Origin of the sequence: Pseudomonas sp. KnCO4 (genome assembly GCF_045344305.1) — a bacterium.
In the GTDB taxonomy this organism is placed as follows: Bacteria; Pseudomonadota; Gammaproteobacteria; order Pseudomonadales; family Pseudomonadaceae; genus Aquipseudomonas; species Aquipseudomonas anuradhapurensis.
Genome location: NZ_CP174199.1, coordinates 126,079 through 150,570, shown reverse-complemented (window position 1 = coordinate 150,570; position 24,492 = coordinate 126,079). Strand labels below are relative to the sequence as shown.

Sequence of the window (24,492 nt, the reverse complement as noted above, 5' to 3'; positions counted from 1 at the left end):
TGCAAATGAGCTTCGGCGTGCAAGCCGACTGGTACAAAACTGAAGCAACCACAACCAGGCATCGTCTGGTAAGAATGAAGACCGAAGAATTGTTTACTCAATATCGATTCAAGGCGACCATTGGCCGGTTGCCCAAGCGTCAGATGCCGTAGCCCCCAGGACTGCCTGGCAGCAGCATTTGAACGCCAAGGTGAGCTACCCAACTTGAACGGCGGCTCACCCACCCCACCCACCACAAGGATGAAGAGAGCGCCGCGTGGAATCCGAAGTCAGTCGAGTCCAACTCAGCCACGATCCACGCAGTCAGCATGACGATCCTCTGCTGGATAGTCTGTTGAGCCTGTGTGTCCTGCACCAGAAACCAGCCAGCCGGGTCATGCTGACCACCGGCCTGCCGCTGCCTGCCCAGCGCCTGAGCCCCGAACTGCTGCCGCGCGCAGCTGCCAGAGCCGGGCTGCAAGGGCGCCTGCTGCAGCGCAAGCTGGAGCAGATCCCGAGCATCGCCATGCCGGCCATGCTGCTGCTCAAGGAGGGCCGCAGCGCCGTCCTGCTGGGCTGGGAAAACGAAGACACTGCGCGTCTGCTACTAAGCGAGAGCGATGGTGGCGAGGTGCATGTCAGCCGCGAAGCCCTGCAGAGCGATTACAGCGGCCGGGTGTTCTTCGCACAGCCGCAGCACAAGTTCGACGTCAACCACGGCAACCTCATCCCGCGAGCGAAATCGTGGTTCCGTGACACCTTGCTGCGCAGCAAGTGGCTATACATTGATGCCATCGCCGCCAGCCTGGTGATCAACCTGATCGCCCTGGCCGCCCCTTTGTTCGTGATGAACGTGTATGACCGGGTAGTGCCCAACCAGGCCACTTCGACCCTCTGGGTACTGGCCATCGGTATCGCCGGCGCCTACATCTTCGACCTTATTCTCAAGGGCCTGCGTGGCTTGTGCCTGGATCTGGCCGGCAAGAAGACCGACCTGATCATCTCGGCGACCCTGTTCGAACGTATCGTCGGCATGTCGATGAAGTACCGCCCGGCCAGGGTCGGCAGCTTTGCCCAGAACATTCACGAGTTCCAGGGCCTGCGCGATTTTCTCGCCTCGCTGACCCTTACCAGCCTGATCGACCTGCCATTCACCATTCTCATCCTGATCGTCATCGCAGTTATTGGCGGGCACCTGGTATGGATCCCGATCATCGCCTTCCCGTTGGCACTGGGCATCGGTTATGCCCTGCAGCGGCCACTGATGGCGACCATGGAGCGGACCATGGCCCTGGCCTCGGAGCGCCAGTCCAGCCTGATCGAGACACTGGCTGGCCTGGACGCGGTCAAGGTCAACAATGCCGAAAGTGAGCGCCAGTACCTCTGGGAGCAGACCCTGGGCACCCTCAGCCGCCTGGAACTGCGGGTCAAGCTACTGTCGAGCCTGGCGATGAACATCACCCTGCTGATTCAGCAACTGGCGGGCGTGGCGATGATCTGCGTCGGCGTGTACCTGATCATCGACGGCAACCTCAGCATGGGCGGCCTGGTTGCCTGCTACATGCTCAGCGGCCGTGCCCTCGGCCCGCTGGGCCAGCTCAACGGCCTGCTCGCCCGCTACCAGCAGGCCAAGGTGACCATGGTTTCCACCGACCACATGATGGAGCTGCCGCAAGAGCGCAACTTCGAAGAGCGCCCGCTAAGCCGTAAGGTGTTGCAGGGCAGCGTCGAGTTCCGCGGGGTCGATTTCACCTACCCGAACCAGCAGAACCAGGCGCTGAAGAACATCAACCTGACCATCCGCCCTGGCGAAAAGGTGGGCATCATCGGCCGCAGCGGCTCGGGGAAAAGCTCGCTGGCCAAGCTTATCGTCGGCCTCTACGAGGCCGATGCCGGGTCGCTGCTGGTCGATGGCGTGGACATTCGCCAGATCGACGTCAGCGAACTGCGCCACAACATTGGCTACGTACCGCAGGACATCCAGTTGTTGGCGGGCACTCTGCGCGACAACCTGGTCAGCGGCGCGCGCTACATCGAGGACGAATTGATTCTGCAAGCCGCCGAACTGGCGGGCGTCCATGAGTTCGCTCGGCTGCACCCGGACGGCTACGAGCTGCAAGTGGGTGAACGTGGCCAGAACCTCTCCGGCGGCCAGCGGCAGAACGTCGCCCTTGGCCGTGCGCTGCTGCTCAACCCGCAGATCCTTCTGCTGGACGAGCCGACCAGCGCCATGGACAACACCGGTGAAGAACGCCTCAAGCAACGCCTGCAAGCGGTGGTGGAAGGCAAGACCGTGCTGCTCGTCACGCACCGTGCCTCGCTGCTGTCGCTGGTGGACCGGCTGATCGTGATCGATCGCGGGCAGATTGTCGCCGACGGCCCGAAAGCCGCGGTCATGGATGCGTTGAAGAAGGGGCAGATCAGTGTTGCATAAGCTGGATATGGGGCAATTCAAGGATGGCCTGCGGCGCTATTTCAAAGGTTCCGACTCACTGGGTGGCCAGCCGCTGCCCGAGGTCAACAAGGCCCTGATCGAGGATGCGCCGCGGGTCGTGCGCCTGACCATCTGGGGCGTGATCCTGTTCTTCGTGTTCCTTATCGTATGGGCCAGCGTTGCCCCCATCGACGAAGTCACGCGCGGCGAAGGCAAGGCCATCCCGTCCTCCAAGGTACAGAAGATCCAGAACCTGGAAGGCGGCATCGTTGCCGAAATCTTCGCCAAGGAAGGGCAGATCGTCGAAGTGGGCCAGCCGTTGTTGCGCCTGGATGAAACCCGCTTCGCCTCCAACGTTGGTGAAACCGAGGCAGACCGCCTGTCCATGGCCCTGCGGGTCGAGCGCCTGAGTGCCGAAGTGGAAGATCGCCCACTGAAGATCGACGAGGCGCTGCGCAAGGCTGCACCAAGCCAGGCCGCCAGCGAAGAGTCGCTGTACCAGAGCCGGCGCCAGCAGCTGCAGGACGAGATTGGCGGCCTGCAACAACAGCTGGTACAGCGCCAGCAGGAGCTGCGCGAGTACAGCTCCAAACGCGCCCAGTACGCCAACAGCCTGGAACTGCTGCGCAAAGAAATCAGCATGTCCGAGCCGTTGGTGGCCACTGGCGCGATTTCCCAGGTCGAAGTACTGCGCCTGCGCCGTGCCGAAGTGGAAAACCGCGGCCAGCTGGATTCCACCGCGCTAGCCATCCCCCGGGCCGAAGCGGCGATCCGTGAGGTGCAAAGCAAGATCGAAGAGACCCGCGGCAAATTCCGCAGCGAGGCGCTGACCCAACTGAACGAAGCGCGCACCGAGTTGAACAAGGCCACTGCGACCAGCAAGGCCCTGGACGATCGGGTCAACCGCACCATGGTCACCTCGCCGGTACGCGGTATCGTCAAACAGTTGCTGGTCAACACCATTGGTGGGGTCATCCAGCCTGGCAGCGATATCCTCGAAGTGGTACCCCTGGACGATACGCTGGTCATCGAGGCGAAGATCCTGCCCAAGGACATCGCCTTCCTGCACCCGGGGCAGGAGGCGACGGTCAAGTTCACCGCGTATGACTACACCATCTATGGCGGGCTCAAGGCCAAACTGGAACAGATCGGCGCTGACACCATCACCGATGAAGACAAAAAGACCACCTATTACCTGATCAAGCTGCGCACCGATCGCAGCCACCTGGGGACTGACGAGAAGCCGTTGCTCATCATTCCGGGGATGGTAGCAACGGTGGACATCATGACCGGCAAGAAGACCATCATGAGCTACCTGCTCAAGCCGATCATGAAGGCGCGTTCGGAGGCGCTGCGCGAGCGTTGATCGCTGCAGGAGCGGCCTTGTGCCGCGAAAGGGCCGCACAGCGGCCCCGGAATTCAGCAGCGATGCGTAAAACGCTGGGGCTGCTGTGCAGCCCTTTCGCGACACAAGGCCGCTCCTACAAGTTACTGCATTGTCCCTCAGCGATAGCTGTAGGCTGTCAGCGCCAAGGCGCAGGCTCGCCGACCAACTGCCCCTGAATCCCGCCCACGCCCATTTCGCGCAACACCAGCCGCTCCCCTTCCGTCTCGACCCGCTCGGCAATCAGCGGCAGGTCGATGCTGTGTGCCGCGCGCTGGATCGCTTCGATGAACAGCCGCTTGTGCTGTTCATGGTCGATGTTGCGGATGTAGCTACCGTCGATCTTCAGGTACGCCAGGCCCAGATGCGCCAGGTTGCCGATCATGCTGAAGCGCCCGCCAAAGCGTTGCAGCGCCAGGCCGAAGCCAAGCGCATGCAGGCGCCGGGTCAGCTGCTCCAGGGCAGCTTGTTCGGGCAGTTGCTCTTCGCCAATCTCGAAAATCAGACGCGGCCCCAGCGCCACATGCTGGCTCAGCAATTCGAAGATACGCTGCAGGGCCTTGGCATCGGCCAAGGTGGCTGCAGAGAGGTTCAGCGCCAGCACCTGGTCATGCCCGCGCAGGTGTGCGAGCACCTTTTCCAGCACCAGCACATCCAGCCGTGGCATCCAGCCAAAACGCTCCAGCCAGGGCAGGAAGCGGCCCGCCGGCAGTGCCTCGCCCTGGCCATCCTGCAAACGTGAGATCACCTTGTGGTGCAGTACTCGTTGCGCAGTGCCGCAATCCACTACCGGTTGGAAGAACAGCTCGAAATGCCCATTGTTGAACGCCTGGTCCAGCCGCTCATGCCAGGCATGCTGGCTGTCGGCGGCAACGGCGGCCACGCCCTGCTCAAGGCATACCCAGCCCGGCGTCGGTTGGTTCTCGGCACGCGCCAAGGCCTCGTCGGCAAGCTTCAGCAGCGCCTGTGGTGCGTCGCCTGGGCTGTAGGGCGCCAGGCCGATGCACGCCACCGGGTCGATATCACTGGCGCCAGTCTCATGCAGGCTGTGCAAGGTCGCTTCCAGGGCTTGGGCAAGCTGCACCGCCTCTTCATGCACCATGCCTGGCGCAAGCACGGCGAACTCGCCACCGCGGCTGCGGGAAATCAGGTCGTTGGTTTCCGGGTAGCTGGCACAGGTGCGGCGCAACTGCTCGCCCACAGCCTGCAGCAACTGGTCGGTACGCTGACCACCAAGGCGGGCGTTCAACCCCGCCAGCCCCTGGACCCGCAGCAACAGCAAGTAGCCGGAGCGCGCTTCTTCCAGGTTGCTCACACGGGTGTTCAGTTGCATCTCGAAATAGCGCCGGTTGGACAACCCGGTCAGGCTGTCCTGGTAGGACTCGGCCCGCAGCCGTTCGCTACGCTCGGCCTGTTCGGTGAACAGGGCCTTGAGCTTCTCGACCATCTGGTTCATCGCCTGCACCACGCGGCGCAGTTCCGGCGTACGTGGCAACTCTGGCAGGCTGAGGAATTCGCGGCGGGCGATAGCGTGGGACTGCTCGACCATATAATCCAGCGGGCGCAATTGGCGGCGCAGCAGCAACGCGCCGAGCACCGCGCTGGCCGCGCCACACAGCAGCAACCAGCCCAGGCTGCCCAGGGCGCTTCGCCAGAGCTTGGCGATGGCGAACATCGGGTGGCTGATCACTTCAACGCGCGCGGCCTGCTGCCAGCCGCGGCTGACGATGGCATCGCCCCCGGCGGCTTCCAGGCCGATCAGGCGTACGAACCAGCGCGGCACACCGCCAGGGTCCGGTTCGGCATGGCGTTCCACCAGCACCGCATTGGAACCCAGGTCGACGACCTTGATGCTCGAATAGTAGCCGCTGTCGAAGATTGAACTGACCATCAGTTCGACCATCGCCGGGTCGTCGATATTCGGTGTCAGCGACAGCGCCAGCGCAGTCGCCGCATCCTGGGCGTGCGAGCGCAACTGGTTGACGTATTGGCTGCGCGAACTCTCCAGGCTGACCATGAAACTGCCACTGAAGGCGACCACCAGGAACAGGCAAATGGCCAACAGCAATTGTTTGAACAGTGACATCTGTGCTCCTTCAGTAAACCGGCTCGGCCGGGAACCCTTCGGCCTGCATTTTCTTCAGCAGATCCTGCCAGCGGGACAACCGCTTGGTATCGCCGACTTTCTTGTTGCCTGCGGCGCCCGTCAGCCACAGCCCTTCACCATTGAACGCGTAAACCGGCAGCAGGTCGGTGCGCTGGCTGGCCGGCTTGATGGCGTCCATCAGGCTGTCGAGCACCAATGGCTGTGCCTGTGGGCTTGAATAATAGGTCAGGACCATGTGCGCCCGGTTCTGCCGCAGCGCCTTGACGTAGGTGATACGCAGCTTCTCGCTAGGGATACCCATGCGCCGCAGGCTGAAATACTTGGCGATGGCATAGTCCTCACAGTCTCCTGCGCCCTTGATCAGCGCCTGGATCGGCGTGGCCCAGTAATCGACCTCGTGCCACAGGTCGATATCCTCGACATAGCGCAGCTGCTGGTTGAAGAAGCGGTTGACCGCCTGCAGTCGCTCCAGCTCCGTACCCTGCTTCTGGGTAGCCATGAGGTTCTGCCAGGCATCGATGCGACCCTGCCCGCTCCCCAACGAGCCATACAGCGCCTGCGACTTGCGGCTGATCTGGGAAAAGTCCCAATCCGCGTGCAGGCCGCCCAGCAGCAGGCTGCCCAGCAGCGCAGCGAGGCCGACACGTTGCACAACGGTTTTGAGCATCCAGGTTAGCGCCACTGCGAAGCCCTGTTCAGGCCTGTCGAAAGCAGCGATGGTGCGGCTTGCAGCGGCAAAAGACAATGGCACCCTGCAATCATGCACCCGCTTGTCAGCCGGCCTACACTTTAGGCTTATAACCTTCGTTGGGCCGCTTCCTTTGACAGGCGACTTCATCCACCATAGCCGCGCTTTTGGGGCGCCCGTTCCACTGCGGGGGCAAGCTTGACGCTCCCATGAGCTTTACTAGTGTCATTGGATCCAACTTTAGTCATCGTTGAGGCAGACGTCGCGTGGCCCAGAAATTCAAATTGAGCTATGTGCTGGCCAGTGAACAGCTGTTGCCGCACCAGGCCCGTGGCGTTATCGAAGAACGCCTGCGCAGTGCCATTCTGGATGGCCGCCTGCCTCCGGGTACTGCTGTGCGGCAACAGGAGCTCGCTACCTTGTTCGGTGTCAGCCGCATGCCCGTGCGCGAGGCGCTGCGCCAGCTCGAGGCTCAATCGTTGCTGAAGGTGGAAATGCACAAGGGTGCAGTGGTTGCGCCGTTGATTGGCGAGGACGCAGTGGATACCTATGCCCTGCGCGTGCTGCTCGAAACCGAGGCGCTGCGGCAGTCCATTCCGCTGCTCGATGCCAGCGACATCGCCAGCGCTCGCGGATATATCCAGCAACTGGAGAACGAAACCCGGCATGCCGAAATCGGCCGTCTCAATCGCCTGTTGCACATGTCGTTGTACAACAAGGCACCCAACAAGAAATTGCTGCGCCTGATCGAAGATGAGCTGAACCAGGAAGAACGCTTTCTGCGCTTTCATCTCTCATCCATGGGCCTGGGCAAGCTTACCCAGGACGATCACAACGCACTGGTCGATGCGGCCAGCGCCAAGCAGGTAGACGAAGCGATAACGGTGCTGGAAAAACACCTGAATACCGCAGCAGGGGTGATCCGCAGGTACCTCGATAGCCAGTTGGGGCGCTAGCCGTGCAATGACACCCGGGCAGGGATCAGGCATGGGTTGCAAATCGATCGGCCTCCGCCAACAATGAGACTAATTATCATTCATGCCCATTGATGGCAGCGCCCTCATCCATGTCCAGCAACGACTCCTTGCAAACGCTCTACAGTGACCACCACAGCTGGTTGCATGCCTGGCTGCGCAGCAAGCTGGGCAATGCCGCCGATGCCGCAGACCTGGCCCAGGATACCTTCGTGCGCTTGCTGCAGCGTCGCGAACACCTGCAACTGAATACGCCACGTGCCTTCCTGCGGACGGTCGCGCGTGGGCTGGTAATCGATCACTGGCGGCGCGAGGAACTGCACAGGGCCTATCTCGAGGCGCTGGCACACCTGCCGCAAGCACACACCCCCTCGGCCGAAACCCAGGAATTGCTGCTGGAGTTGCTGGAGCGCATCGCGCGCATGCTCGACGGCCTCAAACCCAAGGTACGCCGCGCCTTCCTGCTGGCCCAATGCGAGGGGCTGAAGCACCAGGCCATTGCCGACCAGATGGGAATCTCGGTGCGGACCGTGGAGCGCTACATCGCCGATGCGCTCTACCACTGCTACCTGCTGCGCTACGCAGACGAGTACTGATGCCATGAGCACCGCACCGCCTGATGCAACGTCGGTCAAGCAGGCCATCCAGTGGATGCTGAGGCTACGCGAAAGCGGGCACGACCTTGCCCTGCAGCGACAGTGCGCGCAATGGCGGGAAGCCCGCCACGAACACGAACAGGCTTGGCAACGGCTGGTACACCTGCACCAGGAACTCGACATGCGCGCAATCCCCGGAGCTGGGCTGGCCATGCAAACCCTGGAAAGCAGCCAGCGCCGCTTGCAGCGTCGGCAGGCCCTGAAACTGCTTGGCGGGGTTGCGATGGTGGGCTCGGCGGCATGGCTGGGCACAGGCCTTGATGGAATCAATAGCTGGACATCGGGCTATGCCACCGGGACCGGAGAACGACGCAGCTTCCGGCTTCCCGACGGAACGTCGATGCAACTGAATACGCGCAGCGCAGTCGACCTGGCTTTCAAAGACGGGCAAACCCTGATCCGCCTGAAGCAAGGGGAAATGCTGATTACCTGCGGCCCGCAGCGGCCGATTCTTGTACAAACACGCGACGCACTGCTGGAAGGGCTCGAAGGACGCTTCGTGGCGCGGCAGGACAGCGACTGCACCAGGGTCAGTGTCAGCCATGGCAGGGTAGCGATACACCGGCCCGGCAAAGGCGCGATGCAGTGGATCGAGAGCGGTCAGAACTGGCGCCTGGATGCACAAGGGGCCTATCGGCTTGAGCAGGTGGACATGGATGCGATGGCCTGGACTGAAGGGTTGCTCGTCACCCGGGACATTCGCCTGGTCGACTTTCTCGCGCAGGTCAGCCGTTATCGTCACGGTTATCTGGGCTGCAGCGATGACACCGCCGATTTGCGCCTGTCGGGCGTATTCCGCCTCGAAGACCCGGAGCAATTGTTGCTGGTGCTGCCACGGACGCTGCCGGTAAAGCTCCGGCAAGTCACCCGCTGGTGGGTGCGTGTCGAGGGGCTGGCCTGACGGGTGACGACGCTTGCCTTGGGCGCTGCGAAGCGCTCCAACAGCTTTTTTGGCGGGTTTCGAATGCCAGTTCGGCTAGGACAGTAAACCATCCCCTGCCCTCACGTTAACGGACCCTTCATGCCTAACGCCTCCGTGCACGCGCACCCATCCAACGCGAATGATTTTCGACCTGTCTTAGACTCAACAAAACTTCACAAAGCGATCCGGTCTGCCTTGTTCGGCACCGCATTAGGCCTGGCAGCTGTCACATCGATGTCCATGGCAGCTGAAACTGCCGAGCTTAGCCAACACTATGCAATTTCGGCCGGCCAACTGGATGATGTGCTCAACCAGTTCGCCCGCCAGGCCGGCATCACTCTGTCAGCCACACCGCAGCTCACCCAAGGCCTGCAGTCCAACGGGTTGCAGGGGCAATACCCTACCGACAAGGCACTGCGGCAGCTGCTTAACGGCAGCGGCCTGGAAGCAGTCAGCCAGGACGGGCGTAGCTACGTGCTGCAAGCCCAACCGCAAGGTGCGGCGTTGTCGCTGCCAGACACCGATATCCATGGTTTCACCCTAGGCAATGCGCTGGGTAGCATGGACGGGTACAACGCCACGCACAGCCAGGTGGCGACCAAGACCAGTATGGCGTTGGTCGAGACATCCCAATCGGTCTCGGTGGTCACCCGGCAGCAGATCGATGACCAGGGCTCACAGACGGTTGCCCAGGCCATGCGCTACACACCCGGGGTACTGACCAACCCCTACGGTGCTACCCACCGCTACGATTATGTGGCCATGCGTGGTTTCAATGACGGCTCGGTCGACAACATCTACGTCGACGGGCTCAAGTCGATGGGGGACAACGGTACCTACAGCACAATGCAGGTGGACCCTTACTTCCTGGAACGAATAGACATCCTCGAGGGGCCTTCTTCGGTACTCTATGGCCGTAGCTCCCCAGGAGGCCTGGTAGCACTGACCACCAAGAAGCCGTTGTTCACCCGCTACCGCCAGGTTCAGGCCACGGCCGGTACCCAAGGCCAGCGAGGCATGGGTTTCGACTTCAGCGGCCCTGTGGATGACGACAAGCGCATTGCGTACCGCCTGACAGGCCTTGCGGACGCTTCCGACACGCAGTTCGACCACAACAAGGAAGAACGCTACGCCATCGCGCCGGCCATCAGCATCGACTTCAGCGAGGACACCTCGCTTACCCTGCAGGCCTACCTGCAACACGACCCCAACGGCGGGTACCACGGCGGCAACCCCGCAAACGGCATGCTGCACAAGCGCAACGGCTTGCGCCTGTCGGACCATTTCTTCGAGGGTGAGCCGGGTATCGACAACTACGAGCGTACCCAACAGTCCTTCAGCTACCAGTTCGAGCATCGCTTCAACGATGTACTCACCGCGCGACAGAACTTCCGCTACCAGGATTCGGACGTGTCGATGGACCAGGTGTATTCCGCCGGTTGGGTGGATGCCGACAGCAATATCCTCAACCGCGCCTACACCGGCGGCGACGAGCGCCTGCATTCGTACATCATCGACAATATGCTGCAGGCGGAATTCTTCACAGGGGCCGCCAAACATACCTTGCTGCTGGGTACCGATTATCAACGACGCAAGGCCGATGTGGCATGGCGTTATGGCACAGTCGACCCGCTGGATGCCGGCAACCCGCAGTACGGCAATGGCAACCTGCAGGTGCTGGGCGAAAACCGCTACCAGCGGCGTTTACAACAAACCGGCGTGTACTTGCAGGACCTTGTGGAACTGGACCAGTGGCGTTTGTCCTTGGGGCTGCGCCAGGATTGGGTGAAGGTGTCCGAGGAGAACCGCGATAGCAACACCAAGGTCAATGATCAGCGCTCCAGGTTTACTACCCGCGCTGGGGTGCTCTACCTGTTCGAAAATGGCATTGCGCCTTATGTCAGCTACTCGGAGTCATTCAACCCCAATACGGTTTCCGACCAGGCTGGTCGCCCATTGGCACCAACCGAGGGCACTCAATGGGAGGCCGGCATCAAGTATCAACCGCCCGGGAGCGACAACCTGTTCACTGCATCGTTATTCCGAATAGAACAGGAGAACCTGGCCTCCAAGCAGCCTGACGAAGACTTCTATCGCCCTGTAGGTCAAGTGCGCTCGCAAGGGCTCGAGTTGGAGGCCCATGTGCAGCTGACCGACAGCTTGAAGGTGCTGGGCGGCTATACCTTCACCGATATCGAGTACGCCAAGTCCATGCCCAGCCTGGTGTCGGCCACCTTGGACAACAAGGGCAATTCACCAACCCAGGCGCCGAAACAGATGTTCTCCCTGTGGGCGGATTACAACTTCCGGCAAGGGGCGCTGGATGGCCTGCGGCTGGGCGGTGGCGTGCGATATGTGGGGTACAGCTGGGTCGATGCGGAAAACAGCATGAAAGTGCCCGCCTACACCTTGTTCGACGCCTCGATCGGCTATGACCTGGGCAAGATCGGCCTTCGGGGTGTGGATGTCCGCCTGAACGCCAACAACCTGACCAATGAAAGCTACATCAGCTCTTGTGCCAGCTTGGACTACTGTTACATGGGAGAGGAACGCAACGTGAGTGCTACCGTCAGCTATCAGTTCTGAACCCGCGGTAGCCGTAGCTGCACATTCCTATACCGCTATCGCCCTGGCTTGGGAATCATGGCCCGGAAAAGACAAAGCCCCTGTCTGCAGCGCAGACAGGGGCTTTGGATTTGAATCTTGACGATGACCTACTCTCACATGGGGAAGCCCCACACTACCATCGGCGATGCATCGTTTCACTGCTGAGTTCGGGATGGGATCAGGTGGTTCCAATGCTCTATGGTCGTCAAGAAATTCTGTGTGCTGGCCCGTCCCTCGGACGTGCCTGCGAATCTCTGTAGTTCCTACTTAAAGACAAAACCCCTACCTGCATGCGCAGATAGGGGTTTTGCGAAATGAATCTTGACGATGACCTACTCTCACATGGGGAAGCCCCACACTACCATCGGCGATGCATCGTTTCACTACTGAGTTCGGGATGGGATCAGGTGGTTCCAATGCTCTATGGTCGTCAAGAAATTCTGTTGCCAGAAGGTCTTGGTAGACACTCCAGCGAATTCGGATATGTGATGTTCGTGGTTCGTTGCGAACTTTCGGTTCGTATCATCTTCACCACCGCAATCTGCGTCAGCAAATTGCTTGGGTGTTATATGGTCAAGCCTCACGGGCAATTAGTATTGGTTAGCTCAACGCCTCACAGCGCTTACACACCCAACCTATCAACGTCGTAGTCTTCGACGGCCCTTCAGGGAACTCAAGGTTCCAGTGAGATCTCATCTTGAGGCAAGTTTCCCGCTTAGATGCTTTCAGCGGTTATCTCTTCCGAACATAGCTACCCGGCAATGCCACTGGCGTGACAACCGGAACACCAGAGGTTCGTCCACTCCGGTCCTCTCGTACTAGGAGCAGCCCCTCTCAAATCTCAAACGTCCACGGCAGATAGGGACCGAACTGTCTCACGACGTTCTAAACCCAGCTCGCGTACCACTTTAAATGGCGAACAGCCATACCCTTGGGACCGGCTTCAGCCCCAGGATGTGATGAGCCGACATCGAGGTGCCAAACACCGCCGTCGATATGAACTCTTGGGCGGTATCAGCCTGTTATCCCCGGAGTACCTTTTATCCGTTGAGCGATGGCCCTTCCATACAGAACCACCGGATCACTAAGACCTACTTTCGTACCTGCTCGACGTGTTTGTCTCGCAGTCAAGCGCGCTTTTGCCTTTATACTCTACGACCGATTTCCGACCGGTCTGAGCGCACCTTCGTACTCCTCCGTTACTCTTTGGGAGGAGACCGCCCCAGTCAAACTACCCACCATACACTGTCCTCGATCCGGATAACGGACCTGAGTTAGAACCTCAAAGTTGCCAGGGTGGTATTTCAAGGATGGCTCCATGAGAACTGGCGTCCCCACTTCAAAGCCTCCCACCTATCCTACACAAGCAAATTCAAAGTCCAGTGCAAAGCTATAGTAAAGGTTCACGGGGTCTTTCCGTCTAGCCGCGGATACACTGCATCTTCACAGCGATTTCAATTTCACTGAGTCTCGGGTGGAGACAGCGCCGCCATCGTTACGCCATTCGTGCAGGTCGGAACTTACCCGACAAGGAATTTCGCTACCTTAGGACCGTTATAGTTACGGCCGCCGTTTACCGGGGCTTCGATCAAGAGCTTCGCTTGCGCTAACCCCATCAATTAACCTTCCGGCACCGGGCAGGCGTCACACCCTATACGTCCACTTTCGTGTTTGCAGAGTGCTGTGTTTTTAATAAACAGTCGCAGCGGCCTGGTATCTTCGACCGGCATGGGCTTACGGAGCAAGTCCTTCACCCTCGCCGGCGCACCTTCTCCCGAAGTTACGGTGCCATTTTGCCTAGTTCCTTCACCCGAGTTCTCTCAAGCGCCTTGGTATTCTCTACCTAACCACCTGTGTCGGTTTGGGGTACGGTTCCCAGTTATCTGAAGCTTAGGAGCTTTTCTTGGAAGCATGGTATCAACCACTTCGTCGCCTAAAGGCAACTCGTCATCAGCTCTCGGCCTTGAAATCCCGGATTTGCCTAAGATTCCAGCCTACCACCTTAAACCTGGACAACCAACGCCAGGCTGGCCTAACCTTCTCCGTCCCTCCATCGCAATAACTGGAAGTACAGGAATATTAACCTGTTTTCCATCGACTACGCTTTTCAGCCTCGCCTTAGGGACCGACTAACCCTGCGTCGATTAACGTTGCGCAGGAAACCTTGGTCTTTCGGCGTGCGAGTTTTTCACTCGCATTGTCGTTACTCATGTCAGCATTCGCACTTCTGATACCTCCAGCAAGCTTCTCAACTCACCTTCACAGGCTTACAGAACGCTCCTCTACCGCGTCATCAAAGATGACACCCGTAGCTTCGGTGCATGGTTTGAGCCCCGTTACATCTTCCGCGCAGGCCGACTCGACTAGTGAGCTATTACGCTTTCTTTAAAGGGTGGCTGCTTCTAAGCCAACCTCCTAGCTGTCTAAGCCTTCCCACATCGTTTCCCACTTAACCATGACTTTGGGACCTTAGCTGACGGTCTGGGTTGTTTCCCTTTTCACGACGGACGTTAGCACCCGCCGTGTGTCTCCCATGCTCGGCACTTCCAGGTATTCGGAGTTTGCATCGGTTTGGTAAGTCGGGATGACCCCCTAGCCGAAACAGTGCTCTACCCCCTGGAGTGATACATGAGGCGCTACCTAAATAGCTTTCGAGGAGAACCAGCTATCTCCGAGCTTGATTAGCCTTTCACTCCGATCCACAGGTCATCCGCTAACTTTTCAACGGTAGTCGGTTCGGTCCTCCAGTCAGTGTTACCTAACCTTCAACCTGCCCATGGATAGATCGCCCGGTTTCGGGTCTATACCCAGCGACTAAACGCCCTATTAAGACTCGCTTTCGCTACGCCTCCCCTATTCGGTTAAGCTCGCCACTGAATATAAGTCGCTGACCCATTATACAAAAGGTACGCAGTCACCTAACAAAGTAGGCTCCCACTGCTTGTACGCATACGGTTTCAGGTTCTATTTCACTCCCCTCTCCGGGGTTCTTTTCGCCTTTCCCTCACGGTACTGGTTCACTATCGGTCAGTCAGTAGTATTTAGCCTTGGAGGATGGTCCCCCCATGTTCAGACAAAGTTTCTCGTGCTCCGTCCTACTCGATTTCATTGACAAGAGATTTTCGTGTACGGGGCTATCACCCACTATGGCCGCACTTTCCAGAGCGTTCCACTAATCTCAAATCAACTTAAGGGCTGGTCCCCGTTCGCTCGCCACTACTAAGGGAATCTCGGTTGATTTCTTTTCCTCAGGGTACTTAGATGTTTCAGTTCCCCTGGTTCGCCTCTTGCACCTATGTATTCAGTACAAGATACTCAGCTTGTGCTGAGTGGGTTCCCCCATTCAGAGATCTCTGGATCACAGTCTGTTTGCCGACTCCCCAAAGCTTATCGCAGGCTACCACGTCTTTCATCGCCTCTGACTGCCAAGGCATCCACCGTATGCGCTTCTTCACTTGACCATATAACCCCAAGCAATCTGGTTATACTGTGAAGACGACATTCGCCGAAAATTCGCATGTTGCTCTTTCGAGCAGAACTCACAAATTTTACCTTAGCCTGATTAACCAGCAGTGAAACTGGTCATCAGTCTATATCTATCACATATCCGAATTTTTAAAGAACGATCTGACAAAAGTCAGAAATCAACATTCGAAGCGAATGCTCATTTCTGAGTTTGATCAAGTGCAACATTTCACAACAGCAGAAAGTGGTGGAGCCAAGCGGGATCGAACCGCTGACCTCCTGCGTGCAAGGCAGGCGCTCTCCCAGCTGAGCTATGGCCCCGTATTCTACGGCTGAACCATGTAATGGTAGGTCTGGGCAGATTTGAACTGCCGACCTCACCCTTATCAGGGGTGCGCTCTAACCAACTGAGCTACAGACCTATAACAGGGTCGCGTTACAACATCGTCTTTTACAATGAATCAAGCAATTCGTGTGGGAGCTCATCAGCAGGCTGATGTCGTCGATTAAGGAGGTGATCCAGCCGCAGGTTCCCCTACGGCTACCTTGTTACGACTTCACCCCAGTCATGAATCACACCGTGGTAACCGTCCTCCCGAAGGTTAGACTAGCTACTTCTGGTGCAACCCACTCCCATGGTGTGACGGGCGGTGTGTACAAGGCCCGGGAACGTATTCACCGCGACATTCTGATTCGCGATTACTAGCGATTCCGACTTCACGCAGTCGAGTTGCAGACTGCGATCCGGACTACGATCGGTTTTGTGAGATTAGCTCCACCTCGCGGCTTGGCAACCCTCTGTACCGACCATTGTAGCACGTGTGTAGCCCAGGCCGTAAGGGCCATGATGACTTGACGTCATCCCCACCTTCCTCCGGTTTGTCACCGGCAGTCTCCTTAGAGTGCCCACCATAACGTGCTGGTAACTAAGGACAAGGGTTGCGCTCGTTACGGGACTTAACCCAACATCTCACGACACGAGCTGACGACAGCCATGCAGCACCTGTGTCAGAGTTCCCGAAGGCACCAATCCATCTCTGGAAAGTTCTCTGCATGTCAAGGCCTGGTAAGGTTCTTCGCGTTGCTTCGAATTAAACCACATGCTCCACCGCTTGTGCGGGCCCCCGTCAATTCATTTGAGTTTTAACCTTGCGGCCGTACTCCCCAGGCGGTCAACTTAATGCGTTAGCTGCGCCACTAAAATCTCAAGGATTCCAACGGCTAGTTGACATCGTTTACGGCGTGGACTACCAGGGTATCTAATCCTGTTTGCTCCCCACGCTTTCGCACCTCAGTGTCAGTATCAGTCCAGGTGGTCGCCTTCGCCACTGGTGTTCCTTCCTATATCTACGCATTTCACCGCTACACAGGAAATTCCACCACCCTCTACCGTACTCTAGCTCGCCAGTTTTGGATGCAGTTCCCAGGTTGAGCCCGGGGCTTTCACATCCAACTTAACGAACCACCTACGCGCGCTTTACGCCCAGTAATTCCGATTAACGCTTGCACCCTCTGTATTACCGCGGCTGCTGGCACAGAGTTAGCCGGTGCTTATTCTGTCGGTAACGTCAAAACAGCAAGGTATTAACTTACTGCCCTTCCTCCCAACTTAAAGTGCTTTACAATCCGAAGACCTTCTTCACACACGCGGCATGGCTGGATCAGGCTTTCGCCCATTGTCCAATATTCCCCACTGCTGCCTCCCGTAGGAGTCTGGACCGTGTCTCAGTTCCAGTGTGACTGATCATCCTCTCAGACCAGTTACGGATCGTCGCCTTGGTGAGCCATTACCCCACCAACTAGCTAATCCGACCTAGGCTCATCTGATAGCGTGAGGTCCGAAGATCCCCCACTTTCTCCCGTAGGACGTATGCGGTATTAGCGTTCCTTTCGAAACGTTGTCCCCCACTACCAGGCAGATTCCTAGGCATTACTCACCCGTCCGCCGCTGAATCAAGGAGCAAGCTCCTGTCATCCGCTCGACTTGCATGTGTTAGGCCTGCCGCCAGCGTTCAATCTGAGCCATGATCAAACTCTTCAGTTCAATACTGCTTGGGTTTTTAAGAAACCCTAAACTTGGCTCAGCAATCTCAAATGACTATGTGATTTCTCGCATGGCCACTTGTGATGCTGATAATCTTTGTGACTATCAGTCCGTACTCACAAGCACCCACACGAATTGCTTGATTCGATTTGTTAAAGAGCGTTTGGTTAAGAGCTTTTCGTCTCAACCGAGGCGCGCATTCTACGCTTTCCTCATTTGCTGTCAAGCGTTTATTTTGAAGTTTTTTAGGAAAACCCGTTTAACTTCAGACACTTAACTCGCTTCGATCTCTCGTCGCGGGAGGTGAATAATACAGCATTCAAAAACGCTGTCAACCACCTTTTTTGCCACCGACCGGCCATTCAGCCAACCAGGAGAAGCGATAGCTTCTACTTAAAGACAAAACCCCTACCTGCGTGCGCAGATAGGGGTTTTGCGAAATGAATCTTGACGATGACCTACTCTCACATGGGGAAGCCCCACACTACCATCGGCGATGCATCGTTTCACTACTGAGTTCGGGATGGGATCAGGTGGTTCCAATGCTCTATGGTCGTCAAGAAATTCTGTTGCCAGAAGGTCTTGTTAGACACTCCAGCGAATTCGGATATGTGATGTTCGTGGTTCGTTGCGAACTTTCGGTTCGTATCATCTTCACCACCGCAATCTGCGTCAGCAAATTGCTTGGGTGTTATATGGTCAAGCCTCACGGGCAATTAGTATTGGTTAGCTCAACGCCTCACAGCGCTTACACACCCAACCTATCAACGTCGTAGTCTTCGACGGCCCTTCAGGGAACTCAAGGTTCCAGTGAGATCTCATCTTGAGGCAAGTTTCCCGCTTAGATGCTTTCAGCGGTTATCTCTTCCGAACATAGCTACCCGGCAATGCCACTGGCGTGACAACCGGAACACCAGAGGTTCGTCCACTCCGGTCCTCTCGTACTAGGAGCAGCCCCTCTCAAATCTCAAACGTCCACGGCAGATAGGGACCGAACTGTCTCACGACGTTCTAAACCCAGCTCGCGTACCACTTTAAATGGCGAACAGCCATACCCTTGGGACCGGCTTCAGCCCCAGGATGTGATGAGCCGACATCGAGGTGCCAAACACCGCCGTCGATATGAACTCTTGGGCGGTATCAGCCTGTTATCCCCGGAGTACCTTTTATCCGTTGAGCGATGGCCCTTCCATACAGAACCACCGGATCACTAAGACCTACTTTCGTACCTGCTCGACGTGTTTGTCTCGCAGTCAAGCGCGCTTTTGCCTTTATACTCTACGACCGATTTCCGACCGGTCTGAGCGCACCTTCGTACTCCTCCGTTACTCTTTGGGAGGAGACCGCCCCAGTCAAACTACCCACCATACACTGTCCTCGATCCGGATAACGGACCTGAGTTAGAACCTCAAAGTTGCCAGGGTGGTATTTCAAGGATGGCTCCATGAGAACTGGCGTCCCCACTTCAAAGCCTCCCACCTATCCTACACAAGCAAATTCAAAGTCCAGTGCAAAGCTATAGTAAAGGTTCACGGGGTCTTTCCGTCTAGCCGCGGATACACTGCATCTTCACAGCGATTTCAATTTCACTGAGTCTCGGGTGGAGACAGCGCCGCCATCGTTACGCCATTCGTGCAGGTCGGAACTTACCCGACAAGGAATTTCGCTACCTTAGGACCGTTATAGTTACGGCCGCCGTTTACCGGGGCTTCGATCAAGAGCTTCGCTTGCGCTAACCCCATCAATTAACCTTCCGGCACCGGGCAGGCGTCACACCCTATACGTCCACTTTCGTGTTTGCAGAGTGCTGTGTTTTTAATAAACAGTCGCAGCGGCCTGGTATCTTCGACCGGCATGGGCTTACGGAGCAAGTCCTTCACCCTCGCCGGCGCACCTTCTCCCGAAGTTACGGTGCCATTTTGCCTAGTTCCTTCACCCGAGTTCTCTCAAGCGCCTTGGTATTCTCTACCTAACCACCTGTGTCGGTTTGGGGTACGGTTCCCAGTTATCTGAAGCTTAGGAGCTTTTCTTGGAAGCATGGTATCAACCACTTCGTCGCCTAAAGGCAACTCGTCATCAGCTCTCGGCCTTGAAATCCCGGATTTGCCTAAGATTCCAGCCTACCACCTTAAACCTGGACAACCAACGCCAGGCTGGCCTAACCTTCTCCGTCCCTCCATCGCAATAACTGGAAGTACAGGAATATTAACCTGTTTTCCATCGACTACGCTTTTCAGCCTCGCCTTAGGGACCGACTAACCCTGCGTCGATTAACGTTGCGCAGGAAACCTTGGTCTTTCGGCGTGCGAGTTTTTCACTCGCATTGTCGTTACTCATGTCAGCATTCGCACTTCTGATACCTCCAGCAAGCTTCTCAACTCACCTTCACAGGCTTACAGAACGCTCCTCTACCGCGTCATCAAAGATGACACCCGTAGCTTCGGTGCATGGTTTGAGCCCCGTTACATCTTCCGCGCAGGCCGACTCGACTAGTGAGCTATTACGCTTTCTTTAAAGGGTGGCTGCTTCTAAGCCAACCTCCTAGCTGTCTAAGCCTTCCCACATCGTTTCCCACTTAACCATGACTTTGGGACCTTAGCTGACGGTCTGGGTTGTTTCCCTTTTCACGACGGACGTTAGCACCCGCCGTGTGTCTCCCATGCTCGGCACTTCCAGGTATTCGGAGTTTGCATCGGTTTGGTAAGTCGGGATGACCCCCTAGCCGAAACAGTGCTCTACCCCCTGGAGTGATACATGAGGCGCTACCTAAATAGCTTTCGAGGAGAACCAGCTATCTCCGAGCTTGATTAGCCTTTCACTCCGATCCACAGGTCATCCGCTAACTTTTCAACGGTAGTCGGTTCGGTCCTCCAGTCAGTGTTACCTAACCTTCAACCTGCCCATGGATAGATCGCCCGGTTTCGGGTCTATACCCAGCGACTAAACGCCCTATTAAGACTCGCTTTCGCTACGCCTCCCCTATTCGGTTAAGCTCGCCACTGAATATAAGTCGCTGACCCATTATACAAAAGGTACGCAGTCACCTAACAAAGTAGGCTCCCACTGCTTGTACGCATACGGTTTCAGGTTCTATTTCACTCCCCTCTCCGGGGTTCTTTTCGCCTTTCCCTCACGGTACTGGTTCACTATCGGTCAGTCAGTAGTATTTAGCCTTGGAGGATGGTCCCCCCATGTTCAGACAAAGTTTCTCGTGCTCCGTCCTACTCGATTTCATTGACAAGAGATTTTCGTGTACGGGGCTATCACCCACTATGGCCGCACTTTCCAGAGCGTTCCACTAATCTCAAATCAACTTAAGGGCTGGTCCCCGTTCGCTCGCCACTACTAAGGGAATCTCGGTTGATTTCTTTTCCTCAGGGTACTTAGATGTTTCAGTTCCCCTGGTTCGCCTCTTGCACCTATGTATTCAGTACAAGATACTCAGCTTGTGCTGAGTGGGTTCCCCCATTCAGAGATCTCTGGATCACAGTCTGTTTGCCGACTCCCCAAAGCTTATCGCAGGCTACCACGTCTTTCATCGCCTCTGACTGCCAAGGCATCCACCGTATGCGCTTCTTCACTTGACCATATAACCCCAAGCAATCTGGTTATACTGTGAAGACGACATTCGCCGAAAATTCGCATGTTGCTCTTTCGAGCAGAACTCACAAATTTTACCTTAGCCTGATTAACCAGCAGTGAAACTGGCCATCAGTCTATATCTATCACATATCCGAATTTTTAAAGAACGATCTGACAAAAGCCAGAAATCAACATTCGAAGCGAATGCTCATTTCTGAGTTTGATCAGGAACAAAACTTGACCCAGACAGGGCCTTGATCGTCTTCAACCATGAATCAAGCAATTCGTGTGGGAGCTCATCAGCAGGCTGATGTCGTCGATTAAGGAGGTGATCCAGCCGCAGGTTCCCCTACGGCTACCTTGTTACGACTTCACCCCAGTCATGAATCACACCGTGGTAACCGTCCTCCCGAAGGTTAGACTAGCTACTTCTGGTGCAACCCACTCCCATGGTGTGACGGGCGGTGTGTACAAGGCCCGGGAACGTATTCACCGCGACATTCTGATTCGCGATTACTAGCGATTCCGACTTCACGCAGTCGAGTTGCAGACTGCGATCCGGACTACGATCGGTTTTGTGAGATTAGCTCCACCTCGCGGCTTGGCAACCCTCTGTACCGACCATTGTAGCACGTGTGTAGCCCAGGCCGTAAGGGCCATGATGACTTGACGTCATCCCCACCTTCCTCCGGTTTGTCACCGGCAGTCTCCTTAGAGTGCCCACCATAACGTGCTGGTAACTAAGGACAAGGGTTGCGCTCGTTACGGGACTTAACCCAACATCTCACGACACGAGCTGACGACAGCCATGCAGCACCTGTGTCAGAGTTCCCGAAGGCACCAATCCATCTCTGGAAAGTTCTCTGCATGTCAAGGCCTGGTAAGGTTCTTCGCGTTGCTTCGAATTAAACCACATGCTCCACCGCTTGTGCGGGCCCCCGTCAATTCATTTGAGTTTTAACCTTGCGGCCGTACTCCCCAGGCGGTCAACTTAATGCGTTAGCTGCGCCACTAAAATCTCAAGGATTCCAACGGCTAGTTGACATCGTTTACGGCGTGGACTACCAGGGTATCTAATCCTGTTTGCTCCCCACGCTTTCGCACCTCAGTGTCAGTATCAGTCCAGGTGGTCGCCTTCGCCACTGGTGTTCCTTCCTATATCTACGCATTTCACCGCTACACAGGAAATTCCACCACCCTCTACCGTACTCTAGCTCGCCAGTTTTGGATGCAGTTCCCAGGTTGAGCCCGGGGCTTTCACATCCAACTTAACGAACCACCTACGCGCGCTTTACGCCCAGTAATTCCGATTAACGCTTGCACCCTCTGTATTACCGCGGCTGCTGGCACAGAGTTAGCCGGTGCTTATTCTGTCGGTAACGTCAAAACAGCAAGGTATTAACTTACTGCCCTTCCTCCCAACTTAAAGTGCTTTACAATCCGAAGACCTTCTTCACACACGCGGCATGGCTGGATCAGGCTTTCGCCCATTGTCCAATATTCCCCACTGCTGCCTCCCGTAGGAGTCTGGACCGTGTCTCAGTTCCAGTGTGACTGATCATCCTCTCAGACCAGTTACGGATCGTCGCCTTGGTGAGCCATTACCTCACCAACTAGCTAATCCGACCTAGGCTCATCTGATAGCGTGAGGTCCGAAGATCCCCCACTTTCTCCCGTAGGACGTATGCGGTATTAGCGTTCCTTTCGAAACGTTGTCCCCCACTACCAGGCAGATTCCTAGGCATTACTCACCCGTCCGCCGCTGAATCAAGGAGCAAGCTCCCGTCATCCGCTCGACTTGCATGTGTTAGGCCTGCCGCCAGCGTTCAATCTGAGCCATGATCAAACTCTTCAGTTCAATACTGCTTGGGTTTTTAAGAAACCCTAAACTTGGCTCAGCAATCTCAAATGACTATGTGATTTCTCGCATGGCCACCTGTGATGCTGATAATCTTTTTGACTATCAGTCCGTACTCACAAGCACCCACACGAATTGCTTGATTCGATTTGTTAAAGAGCGTTTGGTTAAGAGCGTTTCGTCTCAACCGAGGCGCGCATTCTACGCTTTCCTCATTTGCTGTCAAGCGTTTATTTTGAAGTTTTTTGCGAGAAACTCGTTTAGCTTCAAACACTTGACTCGCTGCGATCTCTCGTAGCGGGAGGCGAATCATACAGCGTTTTGAAACGCTGTCAACCTTCATCTCGACCGCTGCCGATCATTCGATCGAAGCACTTCCGATACTACCTGAATTACTCAACCCTTTGATTATCAAGGAGTTTTGCGTTTCGACCACCTCGGAAGTGGGGCGCATTATAAGGGCATTCCAGACCGCGTCAACCCTTGAATTCGAAGAAAGCTGAATATCGCTGAAAAGCAAAGCGGGGTGGCCTGACGGCCACCCCGCTTTTGATCAACGCCATACGCCTTCATAGCACGCCGGTATCGCGAAGCCGTCGCACCTCATCTGCATCCAACCCCAGCACGTCTACCAGCACCGCATCGGTATGCTCACCCAGCAGAGGCGGCGCCCGTCGGTATTCCACCGGCGTCTCCGACAGGCGGATAGGGCTCGCCACCTGCGGCACGCTACCCGCCAATGGGTGTGGAATGTGCACCGCCAACCCACGCGCGAGCACCTGCGGGTCCTGGAACATCTGCGCCAGGTCATTGATAGGCCCACACGGCACCCCGGCGGCCTCCAGCTGGCTCACCCACTCGGCAGTGGTCTTGAACACCGTGGCCTGACGAATCAAAGGGATCAGTTCCGCCCGGTTGGCCACTCGCATTTTATTGGTAATGAAGCGCGGATCGTCCGCCCATTGTGGTTGCCCGGCCACCTCGGCAAACTTGCGGAACTGGCTGTCGTTACCCACGGTAAGGATGAAATCGCCATCCGCCGTCGGGAAGTCCTGGTACGGCACGATATTCGGATGCGCATTTCCCAGGCGACGAGGCGGTACACCTGTGGTCAGGTAGTTCATCGCCTGGTTGGCCAGGCAGGCGACTTGAACATCGAGCAATGCCATGTCGACGTGCTGGCCCACTCCGGTCTGCTCCCGGTGGGCGAGGGCAGCGAGCACCGCCACGGTGGAATACAGCCCGGTCAGGATGTCGGTCAGCGCCACTCCCACTTTCACCGGCCCTGCGCCTAGCTCACCCTCCGGGCGGCCGGTCAGGCTCATCAGCCCACCCAACCCCTGGATCATGAAGTCATAGCCGGCGCGCTTGGCATAAGGCCCGGTCTGGCCGAAGCCGGTGATGGAACAGTAGATAAGCCGCGGATTGATGGCTTTCAGGCTTGGGTAGTCCAGGCCATAGGCAGCCAACCCACCCACCTTGAAGTTCTCGATGACGATATCGGACTTTGCCGCCAACTCACGCACCAGGCGTTGCCCCTCGGGCTGGGTGAAATCGATGGTCACCGAGCGCTTGTTGCGGTTGGCCGACAGGTAATAAGCAGCCTCGCTGGTATTCTGCCCCTCGGCATCCTTGAGGAAGGGCGGCCCCCATGAGCGCGTGTCGTCGCCACTGCCAGGGCGCTCGACCTTGATCACATCAGCGCCGAGGTCAGCGAGAATCTGGCCAGACCATGGGCCGGCCAACACGCGCGAAAGGTCCAACACCCGCAGATGTGATAGCGCGCCCATGG

Annotated in this window: 9 protein-coding genes, 2 tRNA genes and 7 rRNA genes; 6 read left to right on the top strand and 12 right to left on the bottom strand. The window is 56.9% G+C overall.

The features are described 5' to 3' along the window. Nucleotides 1-256: 256 nt before the first annotated feature. A complete protein-coding gene (locus tag ACJA3S_RS00695) occupies nt 257-2,413 on the top strand; it encodes a type I secretion system permease/ATPase (protein WP_170027726.1) in 2,157 nt (718 codons plus the stop codon). 7 nt (nt 2,414-2,420) lie between these two features. Further along, on the top strand, nt 2,421-3,779 hold the full coding sequence (locus ACJA3S_RS00690; protein ID WP_170027725.1) for an HlyD family type I secretion periplasmic adaptor subunit: 1,359 nt from the start codon (nt 2,421-2,423) through the stop codon (nt 3,777-3,779). Nucleotides 3,780-3,936: 157 nt separating this feature from the next. On the opposite strand, the gene lapD is transcribed toward ACJA3S_RS00690, so the two are convergent. After that, nucleotides 3,937-5,883, bottom strand: a complete 1,947-nt coding sequence (lapD, locus tag ACJA3S_RS00685; protein ID WP_406820542.1) for a cyclic di-GMP receptor LapD — start codon at nt 5,881-5,883, stop codon at nt 3,937-3,939. A gap of 10 nt (nt 5,884-5,893) precedes the next feature. Beyond that, nucleotides 5,894-6,655, bottom strand: a complete 762-nt coding sequence (gene lapG, locus ACJA3S_RS00680) for a cysteine protease LapG (protein WP_406820541.1) — start codon at nt 6,653-6,655, stop codon at nt 5,894-5,896. A gap of 203 nt (nt 6,656-6,858) precedes the next feature. Here lapG and ACJA3S_RS00675 point away from each other — a divergent pair, with 203 nt between their 5' ends. The 4 genes from ACJA3S_RS00675 (at nt 6,859) to ACJA3S_RS00660 (ending at nt 11,730) form a co-directional block, all read left to right on the top strand. Then, nucleotides 6,859-7,548 (top strand): GntR family transcriptional regulator, encoded by a 690-nt coding sequence (locus tag ACJA3S_RS00675; protein ID WP_406820540.1) that lies wholly within the window; start codon nt 6,859-6,861, stop codon nt 7,546-7,548. Nucleotides 7,549-7,658: 110 nt separating this feature from the next. Continuing rightward, nucleotides 7,659-8,162, top strand: a complete 504-nt coding sequence (locus ACJA3S_RS00670) for a sigma-70 family RNA polymerase sigma factor (protein WP_186690703.1) — start codon at nt 7,659-7,661, stop codon at nt 8,160-8,162. Between the two features lie 4 nt (nt 8,163-8,166). Continuing rightward, nucleotides 8,167-9,123 (top strand): FecR domain-containing protein, encoded by a 957-nt coding sequence (locus ACJA3S_RS00665; RefSeq protein WP_406820539.1) that lies wholly within the window; start codon nt 8,167-8,169, stop codon nt 9,121-9,123. Nucleotides 9,124-9,378: 255 nt separating this feature from the next. Next, nucleotides 9,379-11,730 (top strand): TonB-dependent siderophore receptor, encoded by a 2,352-nt coding sequence (locus ACJA3S_RS00660; protein WP_406820538.1) that lies wholly within the window; start codon nt 9,379-9,381, stop codon nt 11,728-11,730. Between the two features lie 115 nt (nt 11,731-11,845). On the opposite strand, the gene rrf (ACJA3S_RS00655) is transcribed toward ACJA3S_RS00660, so the two are convergent. From rrf (ACJA3S_RS00655) to ACJA3S_RS00610, 10 genes are all read right to left on the bottom strand, one after another. After that, a 5S ribosomal RNA gene (gene rrf / locus ACJA3S_RS00655) occupies nt 11,846-11,961 on the bottom strand. A gap of 109 nt (nt 11,962-12,070) precedes the next feature. After that, nucleotides 12,071-12,186: ribosomal RNA gene (rrf, locus tag ACJA3S_RS00650) — 5S ribosomal RNA — on the bottom strand. 134 nt (nt 12,187-12,320) lie between these two features. Next, nucleotides 12,321-15,212: ribosomal RNA gene (locus ACJA3S_RS00645) — 23S ribosomal RNA — on the bottom strand. Between the two features lie 249 nt (nt 15,213-15,461). Beyond that, nucleotides 15,462-15,537, bottom strand: a tRNA-Ala gene (locus tag ACJA3S_RS00640). Nucleotides 15,538-15,561: 24 nt separating this feature from the next. Further along, nucleotides 15,562-15,638: transfer RNA gene (locus ACJA3S_RS00635), tRNA-Ile, on the bottom strand. Between the two features lie 85 nt (nt 15,639-15,723). Next, nucleotides 15,724-17,260: ribosomal RNA gene (locus ACJA3S_RS00630) — 16S ribosomal RNA — on the bottom strand. A 445-nt stretch (nt 17,261-17,705) separates the two neighbouring features. Next, nucleotides 17,706-17,821 (bottom strand): 5S ribosomal RNA (gene rrf / locus ACJA3S_RS00625). Between the two features lie 134 nt (nt 17,822-17,955). Beyond that, a 23S ribosomal RNA gene (locus ACJA3S_RS00620) occupies nt 17,956-20,847 on the bottom strand. Between the two features lie 316 nt (nt 20,848-21,163). After that, nucleotides 21,164-22,700 (bottom strand): 16S ribosomal RNA (locus tag ACJA3S_RS00615). The 16S, 23S and 5S rRNA genes sit together here with 2 tRNA genes alongside, the layout of an rRNA operon. A gap of 569 nt (nt 22,701-23,269) precedes the next feature. After that, nucleotides 23,270-24,490 carry a CaiB/BaiF CoA transferase family protein gene (locus ACJA3S_RS00610; RefSeq protein ID WP_406820537.1) on the bottom strand — a complete coding sequence of 407 codons (1,221 nt, stop codon included), beginning with the start codon at nt 24,488-24,490 and terminating at the stop codon, nt 23,270-23,272. Nucleotides 24,491-24,492 lie beyond the last annotated feature (2 nt).

Excerpts from the sequence above, each read along its gene's own strand:
- ACJA3S_RS00610 (WP_406820537.1), bottom strand. The coding sequence starts at position 24,490 with ATGGGCGCGCTATCACATCTGCGGGTGTTGGACCTTTCGCGCGTGTTG.
- ACJA3S_RS00660 (WP_406820538.1), top strand. The coding sequence starts at position 9,379 with ATGTCCATGGCAGCTGAAACTGCCGAGCTTAGCCAACACTATGCAATT.
- lapD (WP_406820542.1), bottom strand. The coding sequence starts at position 5,883 with ATGTCACTGTTCAAACAATTGCTGTTGGCCATTTGCCTGTTCCTGGTG.
- ACJA3S_RS00670 (WP_186690703.1), top strand. The coding sequence starts at position 7,659 with ATGTCCAGCAACGACTCCTTGCAAACGCTCTACAGTGACCACCACAGC.
- ACJA3S_RS00665 (WP_406820539.1), top strand. The coding sequence starts at position 8,167 with ATGAGCACCGCACCGCCTGATGCAACGTCGGTCAAGCAGGCCATCCAG.
- ACJA3S_RS00690 (WP_170027725.1), top strand. The coding sequence starts at position 2,421 with ATGGGGCAATTCAAGGATGGCCTGCGGCGCTATTTCAAAGGTTCCGAC.